The sequence below is a fragment of the Asticcacaulis sp. AC402 genome, from assembly GCF_000495835.1.
Classification (GTDB): Bacteria; Pseudomonadota; Alphaproteobacteria; order Caulobacterales; family Caulobacteraceae; genus Asticcacaulis.
The window spans coordinates 32,865-49,310 of sequence record NZ_AWGC01000017.1 but is presented as its reverse complement, the minus strand read 5'-3'; the positions used below and the strand labels follow the sequence as shown (position 1 = coordinate 49,310).

At 60.9% G+C, this 16,446-nt stretch carries 14 protein-coding genes and 1 other RNA gene; 5 read left to right on the top strand and 10 right to left on the bottom strand.

Annotated features, from left to right (window positions below; translation table 11 throughout):
• Window positions 1-164 precede the first annotated feature (164 nt).
• Together ABAC402_RS30985 and ABAC402_RS30980 are read left to right on the top strand one after the other, a co-directional pair.
• Entirely contained in the window at window positions 165-1,211 is a 1,047-nt protein-coding gene (locus ABAC402_RS30985) for a GIN domain-containing protein (RefSeq protein WP_023449664.1), read from the top strand.
• A gap of 133 nt (window positions 1,212-1,344) precedes the next feature.
• Window positions 1,345-2,172 (top strand): SPFH domain-containing protein, encoded by an 828-nt coding sequence (locus ABAC402_RS30980; RefSeq protein ID WP_023449663.1) that lies wholly within the window; start codon window positions 1,345-1,347, stop codon window positions 2,170-2,172.
• Window positions 2,173-2,584: 412 nt separating this feature from the next.
• Here the strand turns inward: ABAC402_RS30980 and uvrC are convergent, their stop codons facing one another.
• Complete coding sequence (gene uvrC / locus ABAC402_RS30975) at window positions 2,585-4,486, bottom strand: excinuclease ABC subunit UvrC (protein WP_023449661.1); 1,902 nt, start codon at window positions 4,484-4,486, stop codon at window positions 2,585-2,587.
• Window positions 4,487-4,747: 261 nt separating this feature from the next.
• On the opposite strand from uvrC, the gene ABAC402_RS30970 reads away from it, so the two are divergent.
• Window positions 4,748-5,935 carry an acyltransferase gene (locus tag ABAC402_RS30970; protein WP_023449660.1) on the top strand — a complete coding sequence of 396 codons (1,188 nt, stop codon included), beginning with the start codon at window positions 4,748-4,750 and terminating at the stop codon, window positions 5,933-5,935.
• A 121-nt stretch (window positions 5,936-6,056) separates the two neighbouring features.
• Here the strand turns inward: ABAC402_RS30970 and ABAC402_RS30965 are convergent, their stop codons facing one another.
• Window positions 6,057-7,316 carry an MFS transporter gene (locus tag ABAC402_RS30965; RefSeq protein ID WP_023449659.1) on the bottom strand — a complete coding sequence of 420 codons (1,260 nt, stop codon included), beginning with the start codon at window positions 7,314-7,316 and terminating at the stop codon, window positions 6,057-6,059.
• 92 nt (window positions 7,317-7,408) lie between these two features.
• Here ABAC402_RS30965 and dapE point away from each other — a divergent pair, with 92 nt between their 5' ends.
• Complete coding sequence (dapE, locus tag ABAC402_RS30960) at window positions 7,409-8,578, top strand: succinyl-diaminopimelate desuccinylase (protein ID WP_023449658.1); 1,170 nt, start codon at window positions 7,409-7,411, stop codon at window positions 8,576-8,578.
• Between the two features lie 191 nt (window positions 8,579-8,769).
• Here the strand turns inward: dapE and truA are convergent, their stop codons facing one another.
• The 4 genes from truA to ABAC402_RS30940 all read right to left on the bottom strand — a co-directional run bounded on the left by truA (window position 8,770) and on the right by ABAC402_RS30940 (window position 12,768).
• The gene (gene truA / locus ABAC402_RS30955; RefSeq protein WP_023449657.1) at window positions 8,770-9,543 is read right to left on the bottom strand and encodes a tRNA pseudouridine(38-40) synthase TruA; all 774 of its coding nucleotides are present in this window, start codon (window positions 9,541-9,543) and stop codon (window positions 8,770-8,772) included.
• 61 nt (window positions 9,544-9,604) lie between these two features.
• A complete protein-coding gene (gene fmt / locus ABAC402_RS30950) occupies window positions 9,605-10,534 on the bottom strand; it encodes a methionyl-tRNA formyltransferase (RefSeq protein WP_023449656.1) in 930 nt (309 codons plus the stop codon).
• Window positions 10,535-10,597: 63 nt separating this feature from the next.
• Window positions 10,598-11,131 (bottom strand): peptide deformylase, encoded by a 534-nt coding sequence (def, locus tag ABAC402_RS30945; RefSeq protein WP_023449655.1) that lies wholly within the window; start codon window positions 11,129-11,131, stop codon window positions 10,598-10,600.
• Window positions 11,132-11,475: 344 nt separating this feature from the next.
• The gene (locus tag ABAC402_RS30940) at window positions 11,476-12,768 is read right to left on the bottom strand and encodes a DNA recombination protein RmuC (RefSeq protein ID WP_031235607.1); all 1,293 of its coding nucleotides are present in this window, start codon (window positions 12,766-12,768) and stop codon (window positions 11,476-11,478) included.
• A 108-nt stretch (window positions 12,769-12,876) separates the two neighbouring features.
• Between ABAC402_RS30940 and ABAC402_RS30935 the strand changes: the two genes are divergently transcribed.
• Window positions 12,877-13,431 carry a VUT family protein gene (locus tag ABAC402_RS30935; protein ID WP_023449653.1) on the top strand — a complete coding sequence of 185 codons (555 nt, stop codon included), beginning with the start codon at window positions 12,877-12,879 and terminating at the stop codon, window positions 13,429-13,431.
• Window positions 13,432-13,477: 46 nt separating this feature from the next.
• Here the strand turns inward: ABAC402_RS30935 and recR are convergent, their stop codons facing one another.
• The 4 genes from recR to ffs all read right to left on the bottom strand — a co-directional run bounded on the left by recR (window position 13,478) and on the right by ffs (window position 16,425).
• A complete protein-coding gene (recR, locus tag ABAC402_RS30930; RefSeq protein WP_023449652.1) occupies window positions 13,478-14,080 on the bottom strand; it encodes a recombination mediator RecR in 603 nt (200 codons plus the stop codon).
• Window positions 14,081-14,086: 6 nt separating this feature from the next.
• Window positions 14,087-14,419 (bottom strand): YbaB/EbfC family nucleoid-associated protein, encoded by a 333-nt coding sequence (locus ABAC402_RS30925; protein WP_369751397.1) that lies wholly within the window; start codon window positions 14,417-14,419, stop codon window positions 14,087-14,089.
• Window positions 14,416-16,230, bottom strand: coding sequence for a DNA polymerase III subunit gamma/tau (locus ABAC402_RS30920; protein WP_023449650.1), 1,815 nt, complete (start codon window positions 16,228-16,230; stop codon window positions 14,416-14,418). Before ABAC402_RS30920 ends, ABAC402_RS30925 begins: the two co-directional genes overlap by 4 nt.
• 101 nt (window positions 16,231-16,331) lie before the next feature.
• An RNA gene (gene ffs, locus ABAC402_RS39710) (signal recognition particle sRNA small type) lies at window positions 16,332-16,425 on the bottom strand.
• Between the last annotated feature and the right edge of the window lie 21 nt (window positions 16,426-16,446).

Below are 16,446 nucleotides of genomic sequence, written 5' to 3'. Positions count from 1 at the left end.
AGCCCACGAAAGAAACCAAAAATTCGACTCAGCCCTGTGTCGAATCCTTAGCGCGCGGCGGCGCGCCGCCGCCCCTGCGGCGTTCGAGCTCTAAACATAACTCGCTTGTAATTTGATTTCCCGGGTGTCAAGGGCCATTTTATAGCTGAGTTTCGGAGTGAGCTATGCGTAAGTCCTTGATCCCGTTTGCTGTCAGCGTCGCCGCCATTGCCATGGCCACAGGTGCCGCTGCGCAAATGCGCCTTATTTCCGACGGCCCGCAGATCGAACTGCGCGATCTGGCGGCGCGCGTTGTGGTGACGCCCGAGGATCGCAGCGATATCGACATCAAGGTCCGCTACGGCAAGGCCAAGGTTCCGGCCCTGATGATTTCCCAGCGCGGCAATGTTACTGTGCTCAACGGTCACCTGTCGGGCACCAGCCCGCGAACGTCGCTGACGATCCATTTCGATGAAGAAACTATCCAGAGCGGCCAGGTCTTTATTTCCGGCATGGGCAAGGTGAAGATCGACGATCTGCCGCTGGTTTTCGTGCGCGTGCCCAACAATGCTGTGGTTAAGGACAACGCCTATACCCTGGGCCACATGAAACCCAGCCGTAGCCTGGACATGATCATGCACGGCTCCGGTCAATGGACGGTCGAACCGGTATCGGGTCCGCTCAACATCATTAACAGCGGCGCCGGCGATATCAGCGTTTCTACGGCTGGCGACACGATCGTCGACAATATGGGTTCGGGCGATATCAACATTCAATCTGTGCGCCGGCTGAAACTGACCCAGACGGGTTCGGGCAGCTTCGCGGCGCAAAACGGTACCGATGTCGAGATCTTTAACCAGGGTTCGGGCGATGTCGGCCTGATCAACGCCCGCTCGGTCAAGGCCAAGATGAACGGTTCCGGCGATCTGTCACTCGGCAATGTCATGAATGGCCTGACCCTGGTCAATAATGGCTCAAGCGATGTGTCGGTGCAGAAAATTGCTGGCCCGGTGTCGCTCAGCCTGGCCGGATCGGGTGATGTCGACATTGCCGGTGGTCACATACCGGGCTTCGTCCTGAGGGGTTCGGGCTCTGGCGATGTCGCCTTTGGCGGTACCGCCGGCACGGTCAATATCGACGCCAATGGCCCCGGCGACATCAGCATCATGAAGGCCACGGGTCCCGTTATCACCAAGGTGAACGGTTCGGGCGAGATGTTTATAGGTCAATAGGATGTGGGGTCAATCAGATCTGGGTCATAAGATCTGGGGTCGTTAAGTTGCCGTCGAATGCCGTTGGCAAATGGTTAACGACAGTGTAGCCTGCACCGCAAACATCGCGCGCGCGGTTTGGAAGGGGGCTTTCATGGATCAGGTCATTTCGGTTTTCAACGCCATCGTTGGCGGAGTCGGCAGTGTCTGGGGCGCTTTGGGCGCCCTGGCCGTGCCAGTCCTTGTCGTGCTGATGGTCTTCGTCGCCATGGGCTTGAAGATCAATCAGGAATGGGAACGCGGCGTCGTCTACTTCCTTGGCCGTTATGCCTCGACACGTGGCCCCGGCCTGTACTGGATCATCCCGTTTATCGAGTATGTCAAACGGGTCGATGTCCGTATCCTGACCGTCAAGCTGGAGACCCAGGAAACCCTCAGCCGCGACGGCGTGGCGGTGCGGGTCAATGCCGTGGTCTGGTACAAGGTGATCGATCCGGCCAAGGCGCTGAATGCTGTCTTCGACCCGTACATGGCGGTGTTGCAGGCCTCGGAAACGGCCTTGCGCGACACGATCGGCCAGCATGGCCTGGACGAATTGCTCAAAAACCGCGAGATGGTCAATGCCAAGCTGATGGACATGCTGGAACGGTCAGCGTCCAAGTGGGGCGTCGACATCGACACGGTCGAGATGCGCGACCTCGACATTCCGGAACAGATGCAGCGTGCCCTGGCCCGTGAGGCCGAGGCGACGCGCGAAGCCAAGGCGCGCCTGATCAAGGCCCAGGGCGAGGCGGCGGCAGCAGAAACGCTGGTGGCGGCGGCGACGATGATTCAGAGCGCGCCGGCGGCGCTGGAACTGCGACGTTTGCAGACGCTGAGCGAAATCGGCACCGAGCAGAACACGACAATCGTCCTGGCTTTGCCGATGGAAATGACCCAGGCTGCATCCGGTCTGATCGATATGGTCAAGAACAGGACCTAAATGGTCGAGCGCAAGATTTAGGCAGCGAAATTCTGTGTTATACGAACGGCTTGAGGCTCTGACTCTTAAGGAAGAGCCCCGCCCGGCGCTTCGCGCCACCCTCCCCGTAAACGGGGTGGGCTAAAAAGGGTCAAGCCTAACCTCCATGGTATTATATGCCCCGGAAGGTTAGCTTGAAGTCTCCTTCAACGCACGTAATGCTATAAGAGTTGCCTCGGACGTCGATCACAAAGTTCCCACGGCATCGGGGGCACGTCTTTGCCGTGCTTCCGTTCTGCTCATATTCGGTGACTGCGGCGTCGGCAAAATCTGCTTCCGCTTCAGTGATTTTTGAATTTTTCGTATCTTTCATAATTTTGTTTCGCTCATGGGCCTTTCGGGCATAAGGATTGTATCAAGGTGAGATACATATCTACCCTTCCCCATGGAAGAAGTCGTAGATCTTCTGCGCCAGGGCGGCTGAGATGCCTTCAACCTTTTGCAATTCCTCGACCCGCGCACTGGCGACTTCGCGGCCTGAGCCAAAGGCCGCCAGCAAGGCGCGTTTGCGCCGGGCGCCGATGCCATCGATATCGTCCAGCGGATTCTGTGTGATCGCCTTGTCGCGCTTTTGCCGGTTGGCGCCGATGGCATAACGGTGGGCTTCGTCGCGCAGCCGTTGCAAATAGTACAAAACCGGCGACTTCGGCTCCATCATAAAGGGCAGCCGCCCCGGCATGAAGAAGCGCTCCAGGCCGGCGTCACGATCCGGCCCCTTGGCGACGCCGACAATGCGAACATCTGCCATACCCAACTCAGCCATCACGCCCAGCACCGCGTCCAATTGGCCCTGGCCGCCGTCGACCAGCACCAAATCAGGCTTGCCGAACGCCTTCTCGCCTTCCGGCAGATCCTTTTCCTTGATCAGACGCATAAAGCGGCGCCGGAACACCTCTGCCATCATGGCATAGTCGTCGCCCGGCTTGGTATCGAGATCGCGGATGGTAAACTTGCGGTACTGCCCCTTCATAAAGCCTTCCGGGCCGGCTACAACCATTCCTCCGACAGCATGGGTGCCGCCCAGGTGCGAATTGTCATAGACCTCGATGCGGATCGGGGGGGCGTCCAATCCAAACGCCTCCGCTACGCCCTGAAGCAGTTTCGACTGGGCCGAATGCTCGGCCAGCCGCCGGCCCAGCGCCGACTTGGCATTGTTCAGCGCGTGCTGGACGATCTCGCACTTGCCGCCCCGCATGGGCTTGCTGATCTGGACCTTGCGCCCGGCCTTGAGGCTTAACGCTTCCATCATGAGGTCGGGCTCATTCAGGTCATGCGACACCAGGATCAGCCGTGGCACCTGGCGGTCCTGATAGAATTGGCCAAGAAAGGCATCGAGGACAGTCCCTTCGGAATCCTCGCTGTCGACCCTCGGAAAATAGGCGCGATCGCCCCAGTTCTGGCCGGCACGGTAGAACACCGCCTGGACGCAGGCGCCCCCACCCTGGGCAAAGACCGAGAACACATCGGCCTCCTCTTCGTTCAGGTCCACCGAGGTTGACATGGCGACGTGGTTCAGTGCCCGCACCCGGTCGCGCAGGTGGGCGGCGCTTTCGAAATCCAAATTGTCGGAGGCCTGCATCATGTCTGTGCTCATGCGCTCGATGACCTTGCGACTCTTGCCGCGCAGGAAGTCATGGGCCTGGCCGACCAGGTTCTTGTAGTCCTCCAGCGAGATAACGCCCGTGCAGGGTGCGCTGCACCGCTTGATCTGATGCAGCATGCACGGCCGGGTGCGCGAGGCATAGACATTGTCGGTGCAGGTGCGCAGCAGAAAGGCCTTCTGCAGGGTATCGAGGGTGTTGTTGACGGCAAGGGTCGAGGCGAACGGGCCGAAATAATCGCCGGGGATCGAATGGGCGCCGCGGTGCTTGGTGATCTGGGGCGCCTCGTGGTCCTTGCGCACCAGGATCTCGGCGAACATCTTGTCATCGCGCAGCAGGACATTGTAGCGCGGCTTCAACGCCTTGATCAGGCGCGCTTCCAGCAGCAGCGCCTCGCCTTCGGTATCGGTGCGGATCAGCACCATTTCGCGCGTCAGAGCGACCATGCGCGCAATGCGCTGGGTGTGGAACCTTCCTTGCGCATATTGCAGCACGCGCTTTTTCAGCGACTTGGCCTTGCCGACATACAAGACCTCGCCGTCGTCGCCCAGCATGCGATAGACGCCTGGTTTGTCGGGCGCCAGCGCGGCCTCACGCCGGATCAGTTCCGCGCCCTTCAGCGGTTCTTCCGGTGCCGGACTGTCCGGCGTAGCGATGATGATCTCTTCGGTCATTTTACGTTCTGTGGCACGACTCAAACTTTACTCTGTCCCACGTCATTAAACGACAGGAGATAAGGTTTTGAAATCAGCATTCTTGGCTGATTTGGCAAGGGCGACTGCCCACCGCGCGTTCAGGAAGCGTTGAGCGAAGCGGCTTCCTGAACAGGTTGCGCGAGCCCGCGCGGCGCTTGAGCGCACATAATGTAACAATTCCTGTTCACGCGTCCGTGATATTGCACTTGCGAAAATCGGCGATTTTAGTATGCACGGTGTATGCGTTTTGTTTCGTCCGTTTTCCAGAGTCTGAAGACTGCTTCAGGGTCTTTCGCTGTTGCGCTGACAGCGGCAGCGCCGGGGTCGTCGCCGGCCGAGATCCGCTCGCTGACCGGCCTGCGCGGGCTGGCGGCGCTGTATGTTGTCCTGTTCCACGCCAATGGATTCTGGCGCTTTCCCGATCCGGTGCGGCCGTTCATCAATCACGGCTATATGGCGGTCGACCTGTTCTTCATTCTGAGCGGCTTTGTCATGGCCATGACCTACGCTCACATGTTCGAAGACGGCTTTTGCATCAAGAAATTCAAGCACTTCCTGCTGCTGCGCCTGGCGCGCATCTACCCGCTGTTTGCGCTGATGACGGTGCTGACCGCTATCCTGATCGTGACCGTCCTGGCGCCAACCTACCGTTTCGAAGACCTGCCCCTGGCCCTGCTGCCCAACTTCACCCTGACCCAGGTGTGGGGCCTTTCCAATTCGATTGTCCCGCCATCGTGGTCGATTTCCGCCGAGTGGGCGGCGTACCTGCTGTTCCCGCCCGGTGTATGGTTGGCCCTGAAAGTGTCGCGGCGCTGGACGCTGCTGGGTTTGCTGGTCAGTTTCGTGGTTCTGGCGGCCATCGCCTATGGCCCCCACTGGCTCGCCGAAAAGCCGTTGGGCCTGCGCCATGGTCCACTTGATATCGTCAGTTCCTACGCGCTCGGCACGACCCTGCGCTGTCTGGCCTCCTTCTATATCGGCCTGGTCGCCTGGCGATTCAAAGACCTGATCCCGGCGCGCGCCGCCGGCGTCCTGTTCGTGCTGGCCCTCGGCCTCCTGTGCGTCAAGGGTTCCGACATGTTCCTGATTGGCATCTTCGCCGTGATGATCATGGCTTTGAGCCACGACACCGGCTGGGTGGCGCGGCTGATGCAGGTGCGCTGGGTCTATTGGTTGGGCGGCATCTCCTTTGCCCTCTACCTGATCCACGACATCGTCCAGAAGATCATCTTCAAGGCCCTGCCCGCCTGGGGCCTGAGCGAAGGCCTGCCGAAATGGGGCTGGGTCATCGTCTCGGTCGCCGTATCGATCGCCCTGTCGGCGCTGTGCCACTACGGATTCGAACGGCCATCGCGAACCTGGTTCCGCGCTCTGATCAAGAACCCACCGCAGTCCAAGCCGCGCGAAGTCCTGACGCCGGCAGAATAAGAATTGACCACGAACCACACGAACAGACACGAACAATAGCTTTGAGGTTCGTGTCTGTTCGTGTGGTTCGTGGTCAAAAAAAACGACATTAAGGCTGCTTTGCGCATCAGATATACGCAGGCTACTCCAGCTTGTCCGCTTTGAAGAGCGCCGGGAAAAGCTTGATCCAGACGCCGGTAACCACCAACGAGCCGATCCCGCCGAACAGGGCCGCACCAACCGGGCCCAGTATGCGCGCGGCCACGCCGCTTTCGAATTCGCCCAGTTCGTTCGACGCCCCGATAAACAGGTAGGAAACAGACGCCACCCGGCCGCGCATATGGTCGGGCGTGACGATCTGGACCAGCGTGCCGCGAACATAGACGCTGATCATGTCGGCCGCGCCCAGCACGATCATGGCAAAAATCGACAACCAGACATTTTTCGACAAACCGAACACAATCGTTGCCAAGCCGAAGATGGCGACACCGCTGAACATCCACGGACCGGCGTGGCGGCGCAGGGGCCTGAACGACAGGTAAAACGACATCACCAGGGCGCCAATCGCCGGCGAGGCGCGCAGCAGGCCAAAGGCAATCGCCGCCGGCAACAAGGTATCCGCTACAATCACGTCACGGACGAACACCGGCATCAGCGCCGTTGCTCCCCCCAGCAGGACGGCGAACAAATCCAGCGAAATGGCGCCCAGGATGACCTTGTTGGTCCAGATGTAACGCCAGCCTTCCTTGATCATTTGAGTCTTGGAGGCGGTGACGGGCTCCGGCGCCGTCTTCGCCTTGATGGTGAAAACAAGGAGTGAGGCGACCGCCACAAGAACGGCGCAGAAGCCATAGGCGAGGTGGGTCGAGAACCCGATAAGTACCCCACCCAGGGCTGGTCCGACAATAAGTCCCGTCTGGAAGGCCATGGAGTTGACAGCTATTGCCTTGGGCAAGACGATTTTCGGCACCAACATCGGCCCTATCGCCGAACTGGCAGGGGCACTGAACGCCCGCAGCGCGCCCAGGAAGGCGCTCAGCGCAAAAAAGCCCCAGAACGGCGCAGCCGGCAGGAAGGAATACGTCAGAAACGCCAGCGACAGCAGTAATTGGCCCAACAGAACAAGGGAAATAATCTTCTTGCGATCGTAGCGGTCGGCGATGATCCCGGCCGGAATCGTAAAAGCGAACAGGGTAATGAACTGGGCCAGGCCAATCAGCCCGACATAGAGGGCGGACTCCAGCACATTCGATGTCTCACGCGCGATATCGTAGACCTGCCAGCCAATGGCGGCGCTTTGGGCCGATGTCCCCAAAACGCCGCACACACGCGAAAGCCAGAAGGCGCGGAAATCGGGAATCTGGAGAGGATGGCGCTCATCATCGGCCGGTTCAGGCGGCATCGGGGTCTCGCGTGGAGTCTTTGGCGTCACGGCAAAAGCCCTTGCACACAAATGAGTTGCAGGCACCCTATTTGAGTCTTACACCCGCCGCCATGCCGAATACAGAAAAAGACCCGCCAATAGATACCGTCGCCCTGACTCAAAGCCTGATACGGCGGGAGTCGGTCACGCCCGCCGACGGCGGCGCCATGGATGTGGTCCAGCGGGCTCTGGAAGGGCTGGGTTTCACCTGCACGCGCCTGAAGTTCGGCGAAATCGAAAACCTCTATGCCCGACGCGGGACAACGGGGCCGAACCTGTGTTTCGCCGGCCACACGGATGTCGTTCCCGGCGGGATGCGGTCGTTGTGGAAATACGATCCCTTCGGTGCCGAGATTCATGACGGCCAGATTATCGGCCGCGGCGCCGTCGATATGAAGGGCGCCCTTGCGGCCTGGATCGCCGCCGTGTCGCGGGTCGTGGAGGCCGACATTAGCCCGCGGGGCTCCCTTTCGTTTTTAATTACGGGTGACGAAGAAGGCGAAGCCACAAACGGCACGGTCCGCGTGGTCGAGTGGTTGCGTGAACGCGGTGAGGTCATCGACCATTGCGTCGTCGGTGAACCGTCCTCATCGCAAACCCTCGGCGACATGATCAAGGTCGGTCGGCGTGGTTCGATCAACGCGACCTTTACCGTTACTGGCAAGCAGGGCCATGTCGCCTATCCGCAGCGGGCGCGCAACCCGCTCCCCGTCCTTGTCGACCTGTTAGCGGCGTTGAAGTCCCGCCGTCTGGATGACGGCTATGAGGCGTTTCCGCCATCCAACCTGGAAATCACGACGATCGACACCGGCAATACGGCCACCAATGTCATCCCCCAATTGGCGACGGCGCGGGTCAATATCCGCTTCAATCCGAGCCATACGGGTGCGAGTTTGAAAGCCTGGTTCGAGCACCTGGCAGCGGAACATGCGCAAAGCTCGGGCGCAAAAATCGATGTCCGGATCATCATTTCGGGCGAGGCATTTCTTACCGAATCGGGGCCTTTCGTCGACCTGATCGCCGAGGTCGTTCGTGGCCAGTTCGGCATCGAGACCGATCGTTCGACATCCGGCGGGACGTCGGACGCGCGCTTTATCCGGGCCCTGTGTCCGGTTGTGGAATTTGGTCTGGTTGGCCAGGCCATGCACCAGATCAATGAGTGCGTGCCCGTGACGGAGCTGGAAGCCCTGACGGACGCCTATGCGGCTTTAATTGCAGCCTACTTCGCCCGTTTCAAATAGCGGTAAGGTCTTGTCCACAGATAAGCCAGATAAGCCAGATGAACAGTGGAGTTTGTAGGTAGCGGCGCTAACACGACAAAAAAATGACGAGCAAAGCTCGTCGAAAAACTATGTCTTTCAACAGATGTAGTGCAGTTAACGCTGTCCATCTGGCTTATCTGGCTTATCTGTGGACAACACCTTACGCGGGTTCAAATCGAGCTGTACCCGGCAAAATCAGGCTCGTCCTCATACGTCACCCGCGTCAGATACAAACCATCCGGTGGCGCAACCTGGCCACAGGCGGCGCGGTCACGCGCAGCAAGAGCATGCGCCACATCCGCAACATCCCACCGCCCGATGCCGGCTTCGACCAGGGTCCCGGTCATCGACCGGACTTGCCGATGCAGGAAAGATCTGGCCGCAAACACCAGGTGCACCTCGTCGCCGAAGCGTTTGACCCGGGCGATCTCGAGCGTCTTGACCGGCGACTTCGCCTGGCATTCGACATGGCGGAAGGTAGTAAAGTCATGTGAACCGACCAGCACCTTCGCCGCCTGCGCCATAACATCCGCATCCAGGGGCCGCCGGACATGCCAGACCCGGCCCCGGTCCAGCGCCGGCGGCGCCCGGCGGGTCAGGATACGGTACAGATACATCCGCCCGGTCGCCGAAAACCGGGCTGAAAAGTCGTCGCCGACCTCTTCGGCCGCCAGCACCACGATCGGCTCGCGCACCAGGCCGGCATTCAGGGCATCACGAACCGTGTCGGCGTTGAAAGCCTTGTGCAGGTCGAAGCTGATCACTTGGCCCGTCGCATGCACGCCGGTATCGGTGCGTCCCGCCGCGGTGATGCGCAGGGCTTCTCCGCTGAACGCCAGGATGGAGCGTTCGATTGCAGCCTGCACCGTTGCCAGCTTGCCCTGGGCCTGGAAACCCTTGTAGGGAAGGCCATCATATTCGATCAGGCAGCGGTAACGCGGCACAGGAGCACTTTCCGAAACGTGTGACGCACCTTTCGGTTAAAAAGTGCGAAAAAGCAAAAAATCAGATAAACCGGTCACCGGGCTGCAGATCCGTTCCGTTGAGGAAGTCCCACGCGTCCTGGACGGTCTTGCCTTCACGCTGCAACCGCAGAATCTGAACCACGCCTTCGCCCGTCGCCACCTTCAGACCGCCGAGCAGCAAGGTGCCCGGAGTCTCGACGGAGTGCTCGTCGGTCAGGCGTGACATCAGCATCTTGACTCGGACATCGCCCTTTTGGCCGGCCATGGTCGTCCAGGCACCGGGAAACGGCGAAAGGCCGCGAATATGACAGTCGAGTTCGCGCGCCGGCCGGTCCCAGTCGATACGGGCCTCTTCCGGCGTGATCTTGCGGGCATAGGTCGGCTCGCCGACCTGCGCCTGACCCTGGGCACCGCCACGCTCGATCGCCGCCAGGGCTATTGGCAGCAGCGATGCTCCCAGCGTCGCCAGCTTGTCGTGCACGCTCTGGGCGGTGTCGTCAGGCGTGATTTCGACCCGACCGGACAGGATGATCGGGCCTTCGTCCAGCCCTTCCGACATGCGCATCACCTCGACCCCGGTATGGCTGTCACCGGCCATGATGGCGCGCTGGATCGGCGCCGCACCGCGCCAGCGCGGCAGCAACGAAGCGTGCAGGTTGAAGCAGCCCAGCGGCGGGTGGTCCAGCACGGCCTTTTTCAGTATCTGGCCATAGGCGACGACAATACAGGCATCGATGTCCAGCGACTGGAATTCGGCAATGGCGTCGGCATCCTTCATCGATTTGGGCGTGCGTACCGGCAGGTCAAGGGACTCGGCGAAGGCGTGGACCGGCGACGGGCTCAGCACCTGGCCACGGCCTTTCGGTGCCGGCGGCTGGGAGTAGACGCAGACGATGTCATGGCCGGCAGCGACCAGCTCGGCCAGGGCCTTCACGGCGAATTCGGGGGTGCCCATAAAGGCCAGGCGCATGAAAAAGACCTCGCGACGGTTTCGCCGCGAGGTCTAATCATTATTGCCTGACGGGGCAAGCTGTTAAGCCGCGCGCGTCAGCTTCTTGACCTTGGTGATCGCGCGATCGCGTTTCAACTTCGACAGATGATCGATAAATAGCGTGCCTTCCAGATGGTCCATTTCATGCTGGATACAGACGGCGAACAGGCCATCGGCGTCTTCTTCGACTTCGTTGCCGTTGTAGTCGAGGTATTTCAGTCTCACCTTGGCCGGGCGCAAGACCTCGTCATAGATTTCCGGCACGCTGAGGCAGCCTTCTTCGTAGGGCGCCACCTCTTCCGACTTCCAGATGATCTCCGGATTGACGAAGTAGCGTGGCTTCTTGATGCCTTCGGCATCGGGCTCGGCGCCTTCGGGTTTCTCCTGCAAATCCATGACGATGACGCGGATCGGCTCACCGATCTGGACAGCCGCCAGGCCGATGCCCGGCGCGTCATACATGGTTTCCAGCATATCATCCATCAGGCGGCGCAGATCGTCGTCGACCTTGTCGACGGGCTTGGACACCTGTTTCAGGACGGGGTGGGGTACAGTCAGAATTTCACGAATAGCCATGGCGCAAATGTAGTCGTTTGCCCCGGAACAATCAAGATATACAAGAGCTTTGAACCACGGATGGACACGGATGAACGCGGATTTCCGGTTTATTCTGCCCCTGTCGCGCAGCGGCGTCTAACTTGATTTGAAACCGCGAATGGACGCGAATGAACGCGAATATCCAGGGTGATTTCAAACCACGGAATGTCTCAGACATTTTTTGAGCGCGCATGGCGCTCCCTCTATTCGCGTTCATTCGCGTCCATTCGCGGTTTCAATCCCCCAGATGCTTCCGCTGCGCACTTGTATCAGGCTTGATCGGAAATCCGTGTTTATCCGTGTCCATCTGTGGTTCAAAACCATTAAACCGTCTCGTCCTCGGCCGGTGAGAGGGCCTGGAGCTTGGTCGCAGCGCGCGGCTGGCTTTCGATCGACGGCAGGTCCGGGATCGACTTGCCCTGATGTTCCACCTGCAGATCCTCGAATCGACGCGCCTGGGTCAGCACCTTGGTTTCCAGCGATCCAACGAAAGCATTGTACTTGTCGACCGCGCGCGACAGGGATGAACCCAGGTCGCCGACATGCCCGCCCATCACCGACAGACGGCTGTAGAGTTCGCGCCCGAGATCGGCGATTTGGTTGGCGTTTTTCATCTGATCTTCAACCCGCCAGCCATAGGCCACCGCCTTGCACAGGGCGAACAGGGTGGTCGGCGTGACGATGATGACCTTGCGGTCCATAGCCTCGGTCATCAGGTTGGGCTCATGGTCCAGGGCTGTCGACAGCAGACCGTCGCCCGGAATAAACATGACGACGAAATCCGGCGAAACCTGATCCTTGAACTGATCCCAATAGGCTTTGGCCGACAGATCGCGAACGTGGGCGCGAAGGGCCTGGGCATGGCGTTTCAGATGCAGGTCGCGCGTGCCCTCGTCCCTCGCCTCGGCGGCTTCGAGATAGGCTGTCAGGTTGACCTTGGAATCGATGACGAACACCGCCTCGGCCGAGTTACCCGGCAGCTTCACCACCACATCGGGGCGGCGACGGCCTTCGTCGCTGTCCAGGCTTTGCTGTTCGATAAAGTCATAGCGCGCCGACAGACCAGCGGCCTGCAGTACGTTGCGCAGCACCTCCTCACCCCATCGCCCCTGAACCCCGGCGCCGCGGCGCAGGGCGCCGGCCAGTTTCTGGGTCACTTCGCGGGTCGCATTGGAGGCGGTCAAAAGGTCAGCGATCTGTTGCTTCAGGCCGCCGGTATCGCCCGCCCGCGCCTCTTCCATCGCCTTAACCTGGGCCTCGAAACGCGTCAGATGTTCGGCCACCGGCTTGAGGCTGGAGGTCATTTTTTCCATGGCCAGCTTTTCGCGGGCGACAAATGCCTCCTCTGCCCGCTTCAACAGCGAATCTGCCGAGGTCTGCATGGCTTGATGAGATACCAGTTGGAACTGCTCGCTCATGGTCGTCCGCGCCTCTTCCAGCGCCCGTGCCCGCTCGCGAAGTTGCGCCACCTCGACCTCGCTCCGGCGCAGGCTATCCGCCATTTCGTCCTTTTGGGCCCTGAGCCGGCGGCCTTCGGCAAAGGCCAGATACCAGGCGCCGGCGAAGACCAGGGCCAGGACAAGAAACCCGAGGGACATAGGGTCGAGTGCGTTCATGGATTGTTCTTTAGCGAGATTCCCCGAATATGGCCAGTCCAATCTCTCCCCTTGCGCGCACGCGCTTTCGCTGACAGTCTCAGCCTTGGCACGTTTCGGGGATATGCAATGAACGTCAGGACGTTGGCTGGCAAGGTGTTCACGGGCAAGACGCCGTGGACCTATCTCTACCTGTTCCTGATTCCGTTTATCAATTGGTGCTTCGCAGCCGTTCCGCAGATCGCCTTGCCCGACGGCGGGTCCTGGACGCCGATGGCGATTGTTACGGGCTTCGTTCTTGTTGTGCGTGACTTTGCCCAGCGCGAAATCAATCACTGGATTATCGGCGCCCTGGGTGTCGGCCTGGCTCTGTCGTTCCTGACGTCCGATCCGGCCGTCGCCCTGGCCAGCACCTGTGCCTTTGCCGTCAGCGAACTGATCGACTGGGCTGTCTACACGTTTATCCGGCGGCCCTTGTCACAACGCGTTGCCATTTCGACAGCGATCAGCGCCCCCCTGGACTCCGTGGTGTTTTACGCCATCGCGAGCACGTCTATTTCCGGGATCTTCAACATCTGGTCGCTGGCTTCGTCGGTCATTTCGAAGCTTATCGGTGTTCTGGTCGTCTACCTGATCCTGCGGCGCCGCGAACAACGAGCGGCCCTTGCTGAAAAAGCCATCTAGAGTGCAATTTTTCTAAAAACTGGCAGCCACTTTATCGGATTGCGCTCTACCGTCGGGTTTTCAGCGCGTGAGCAATCGTGCCGTCATCCAGCCAGTCGAGGTCACCACCGACCGGCACGCCGCGCGCCAGGTAGGTGACGGTTGCCTGATTTTGCAGTCCCTTAAGGCGATCGGCGATGTAATGCGCCGTGGTCTGGCCCTCGACCGTTGCCGGCAGGGCCATGATGATTTCGTGCACACCGCCGTCGCGGACGCGGGCAACCAGGCGATCCAGACGCAGGTCTTCCGGTCGCACCCCGTCCAGGGCCGAAAGCAGTCCGCCCAGGACATGATAGCGGCCGCCGTAGGTGCCAACACGCTCCATGGCCCACAAGGCGCCGTCTTCTTCGACGACGCAGATCATGGTGGTGTCGCGCGCCGGATCGGAACAGGTGGCGCAAGGGTTCCGTGTCGACAGGGCGCCGCAGACGCCGCAGGACACAACCTTGTCAGCAGCGTCCTGCATGGCGGCAGTCAGCGGGATCAGCAATTGTTCGCGCCGCTTTAGCAGGGCCAAGGCTGCGCGCCGGGCCGAACGCGGCCCCAGGCCCGGCAGCTTGGACAGCAGGGCCATCAGGCTTTCGATTTCAGGACCGGCACCCAAGGCCATGATATATCAGAAGAACTTCGGCATCTTGGGCAAGCCGCCCAACGGGCCCAGATCGCCGGCAGCTTCCTGCAAGTACTGCTTGTTCAACGCTTCAAGCTTGCGGCGCGCCTCGGCATAGGCGGCACGGATCAGGTCGGCCAGGACCTCGCCCTCGCCCGGCGTCAGCAGGCTTGGGTCGATGTTCAGCACCGACATCTCACCGGTCCCCTTCAGGTCCAATGTGACCAGGCCACCGCCGGATGACCCGCTAACCGTGCTCTGGGTCATCTTTTCATCGGCCTCATGGAGCTTTTGCTGCACCATCTGGGCCTGTTTCATCATCTGCGCAAAATCCATCAGTCTTCATCCTTGTCGATGCGCTCGTCTTCGGGCACGGCGGGCGCGCTGTCGGTAACGGCGGGTTGCGGTTTGGCGCGAACGGAAGTGATCTCCGCACCGGGAAAGGTTTCCAGCAATCTGGCGACGAAGGGGTCGGCTTTCAAGCGTGCTCTTGCAACATCTGTCTCGCGCCGGTCGCGTTCGTAGACGCTTTCGGCCCCGCCGCCGCCCTCGGTGGCAATCAGCCAGCGCTCACCCGTCCATTCGCGCAGGCGCAGCGACAGGCGGCGAACCAGGTCGGCCGGGGCGCGCGGCGCCAGTTCGAAGGTAATGGCACCGGGCTTGAACGCAATCAGGCGGACAAATTGTTCGACGTCGGTGCGCAGGCCAATGTCGCGGCGTTCGGCGATCAGGGTCAGAACCTGGTCAAAGGTCTGGGGCTTTGGCGCCACCTGCTGGACTTGCGGACGCATGGCCTGGGCGGCACCGCCCGACACCGACTGGCCGCCACCCGGACCGCCTCCCCCAGGACCTCCATTTGGACCAGGCACGAGCGGTTCGCCGCTTTGCAGACGCTTCATCAGCACTTCCGGTCCCGGGAGGTCGGCAGCATAACAGAGCCGGACCAGGGCCATTTCGAAAGCAGCCGGCGCGTCGGGGGCGCGACGCAGTTCCTCGAACGCCTTCAGCATCAGCGTCCACAGCCGCGACAGGGTGCCGGCCGACAGTTGCGCTCCCAGGGCCGTGACGCGCATGGCCTGAGCCTTGGGCATCCGCGTCGCATCGGCGCCCAGCACCTTGGCCACCGACGTCGCGTGGCAATATTCCAGCAGGTCGCCCATGATCTGGGACGGATCGGCCCCGTAGCCATAGAGCGTCCGGAAGCCCAGAAGCGCTTCGCTCATCTGGCCGGAAATGATGTTTTCAAACAGGGCCAGGGTCGCCGACCGGTCGGCCAGCCCCAGCATGTCGCGGACCACCTCGGCGCCAACGACTTCGCCGGCCTCGCCCTGGACCAGGGCCTGGTCAAGCAGACTCAAGCCGTCGCGCACCGAACCTTCGGCGGCGCGGGCGATTAGGGCCACGGCATCGGCATCGATACGCACGCCTTCCAGGCCGCAGATCTTTTCCAGATGCGGCGTCAGGGTTTCCGGTTCGACACGGCGCAGGTCGAAGCGCTGGCAACGCGACAGGATGGTCACCGGCACCTTGCGGATCTCGGTGGTAGCGAAGATGAACTTGGCGTGGGGCGGCGGTTCTTCCAGCGTCTTCAGCAGGGCGTTGAACGCCCCCGTCGACAGCATGTGGACTTCGTCGATGACATAGACCTTGTAACGCGCTTCGACCGGCGCATAGCGCACGCTTTCCAGCAGGTCGCGCATGGCATCTACCCCGGTGCGCGAGGCAGCGTCCAGTTCCAGCACGTCGATATGGCGGCCATCGATGATCGCCCGGCAATGGACGCCCATGACGGACAGATCGACACTTGGGCCCTCTCTTTTGCCTGAAGACTCCCCCGTACTGGATTCATAATTCAGCGCCCGGGCCAGCAGGCGCGCCGTCGTGGTCTTGCCGACGCCACGGACGCCGGTCAGCATGAAGGCATGGGCGATACGGCCAGCGGTAAAGGCATTGGTCAGTGTACGGACCATTGCCTCCTGGCCGATCAGGTCCTCGAAAGTGCGCGGGCGGTATTTGCGCGCCAGCACCGTATAGGCTTGTGATTTCTCGATCGGCTTGGCGGCAGGCAGGGACGCACCGAACATGTCGTCAGTGTCTTCGTCCCGTTCGGGAGCGGCGAAGACGTCGTCAAGGTCGGCGGAGTCGGACATGGCGGATTTTATAACGGCAATTTGCGCAAGCGTCTCTTATAAAGCGCGATTCCCGCGCCGCCAGAACGACGGATTCTTGTGGGAAAGGTGAGACGTTTTGGGAGGGTGAGGCGACCGACCCGAAGGTGAATTCGTTGTGGCTGCTGCCTTCCGGCCCTGACCAGGTTGGCGAGGCCTTCGCCCGGCCGCCTCGACGCCTATATGCGCAATCTTGGC

Coding starts and splice junctions, on each gene's coding strand:
- ABAC402_RS30985 (WP_023449664.1), top strand. CDS start 165: ATGCGTAAGTCCTTGATCCCGTTTGCTGTCAGCGTCGCCGCCATTGCC.
- ABAC402_RS30980 (WP_023449663.1), top strand. CDS start 1,345: ATGGATCAGGTCATTTCGGTTTTCAACGCCATCGTTGGCGGAGTCGGC.
- uvrC (WP_023449661.1), bottom strand. CDS start 4,486: ATGACCGAAGAGATCATCATCGCTACGCCGGACAGTCCGGCACCGGAA.
- ABAC402_RS30970 (WP_023449660.1), top strand. CDS start 4,748: ATGCGTTTTGTTTCGTCCGTTTTCCAGAGTCTGAAGACTGCTTCAGGG.
- ABAC402_RS30965 (WP_023449659.1), bottom strand. CDS start 7,316: ATGCCGCCTGAACCGGCCGATGATGAGCGCCATCCTCTCCAGATTCCC.
- dapE (WP_023449658.1), top strand. CDS start 7,409: ATGCCGAATACAGAAAAAGACCCGCCAATAGATACCGTCGCCCTGACT.
- fmt (WP_023449656.1), bottom strand. CDS start 10,534: ATGCGCCTGGCCTTTATGGGCACCCCCGAATTCGCCGTGAAGGCCCTG.
- def (WP_023449655.1), bottom strand. CDS start 11,131: ATGGCTATTCGTGAAATTCTGACTGTACCCCACCCCGTCCTGAAACAG.
- ABAC402_RS30940 (WP_031235607.1), bottom strand. CDS start 12,768: ATGAACGCACTCGACCCTATGTCCCTCGGGTTTCTTGTCCTGGCCCTG.
- ABAC402_RS30935 (WP_023449653.1), top strand. CDS start 12,877: ATGAACGTCAGGACGTTGGCTGGCAAGGTGTTCACGGGCAAGACGCCG.
- recR (WP_023449652.1), bottom strand. CDS start 14,080: ATGGCCTTGGGTGCCGGTCCTGAAATCGAAAGCCTGATGGCCCTGCTG.
- ABAC402_RS30920 (WP_023449650.1), bottom strand. CDS start 16,230: ATGTCCGACTCCGCCGACCTTGACGACGTCTTCGCCGCTCCCGAACGG.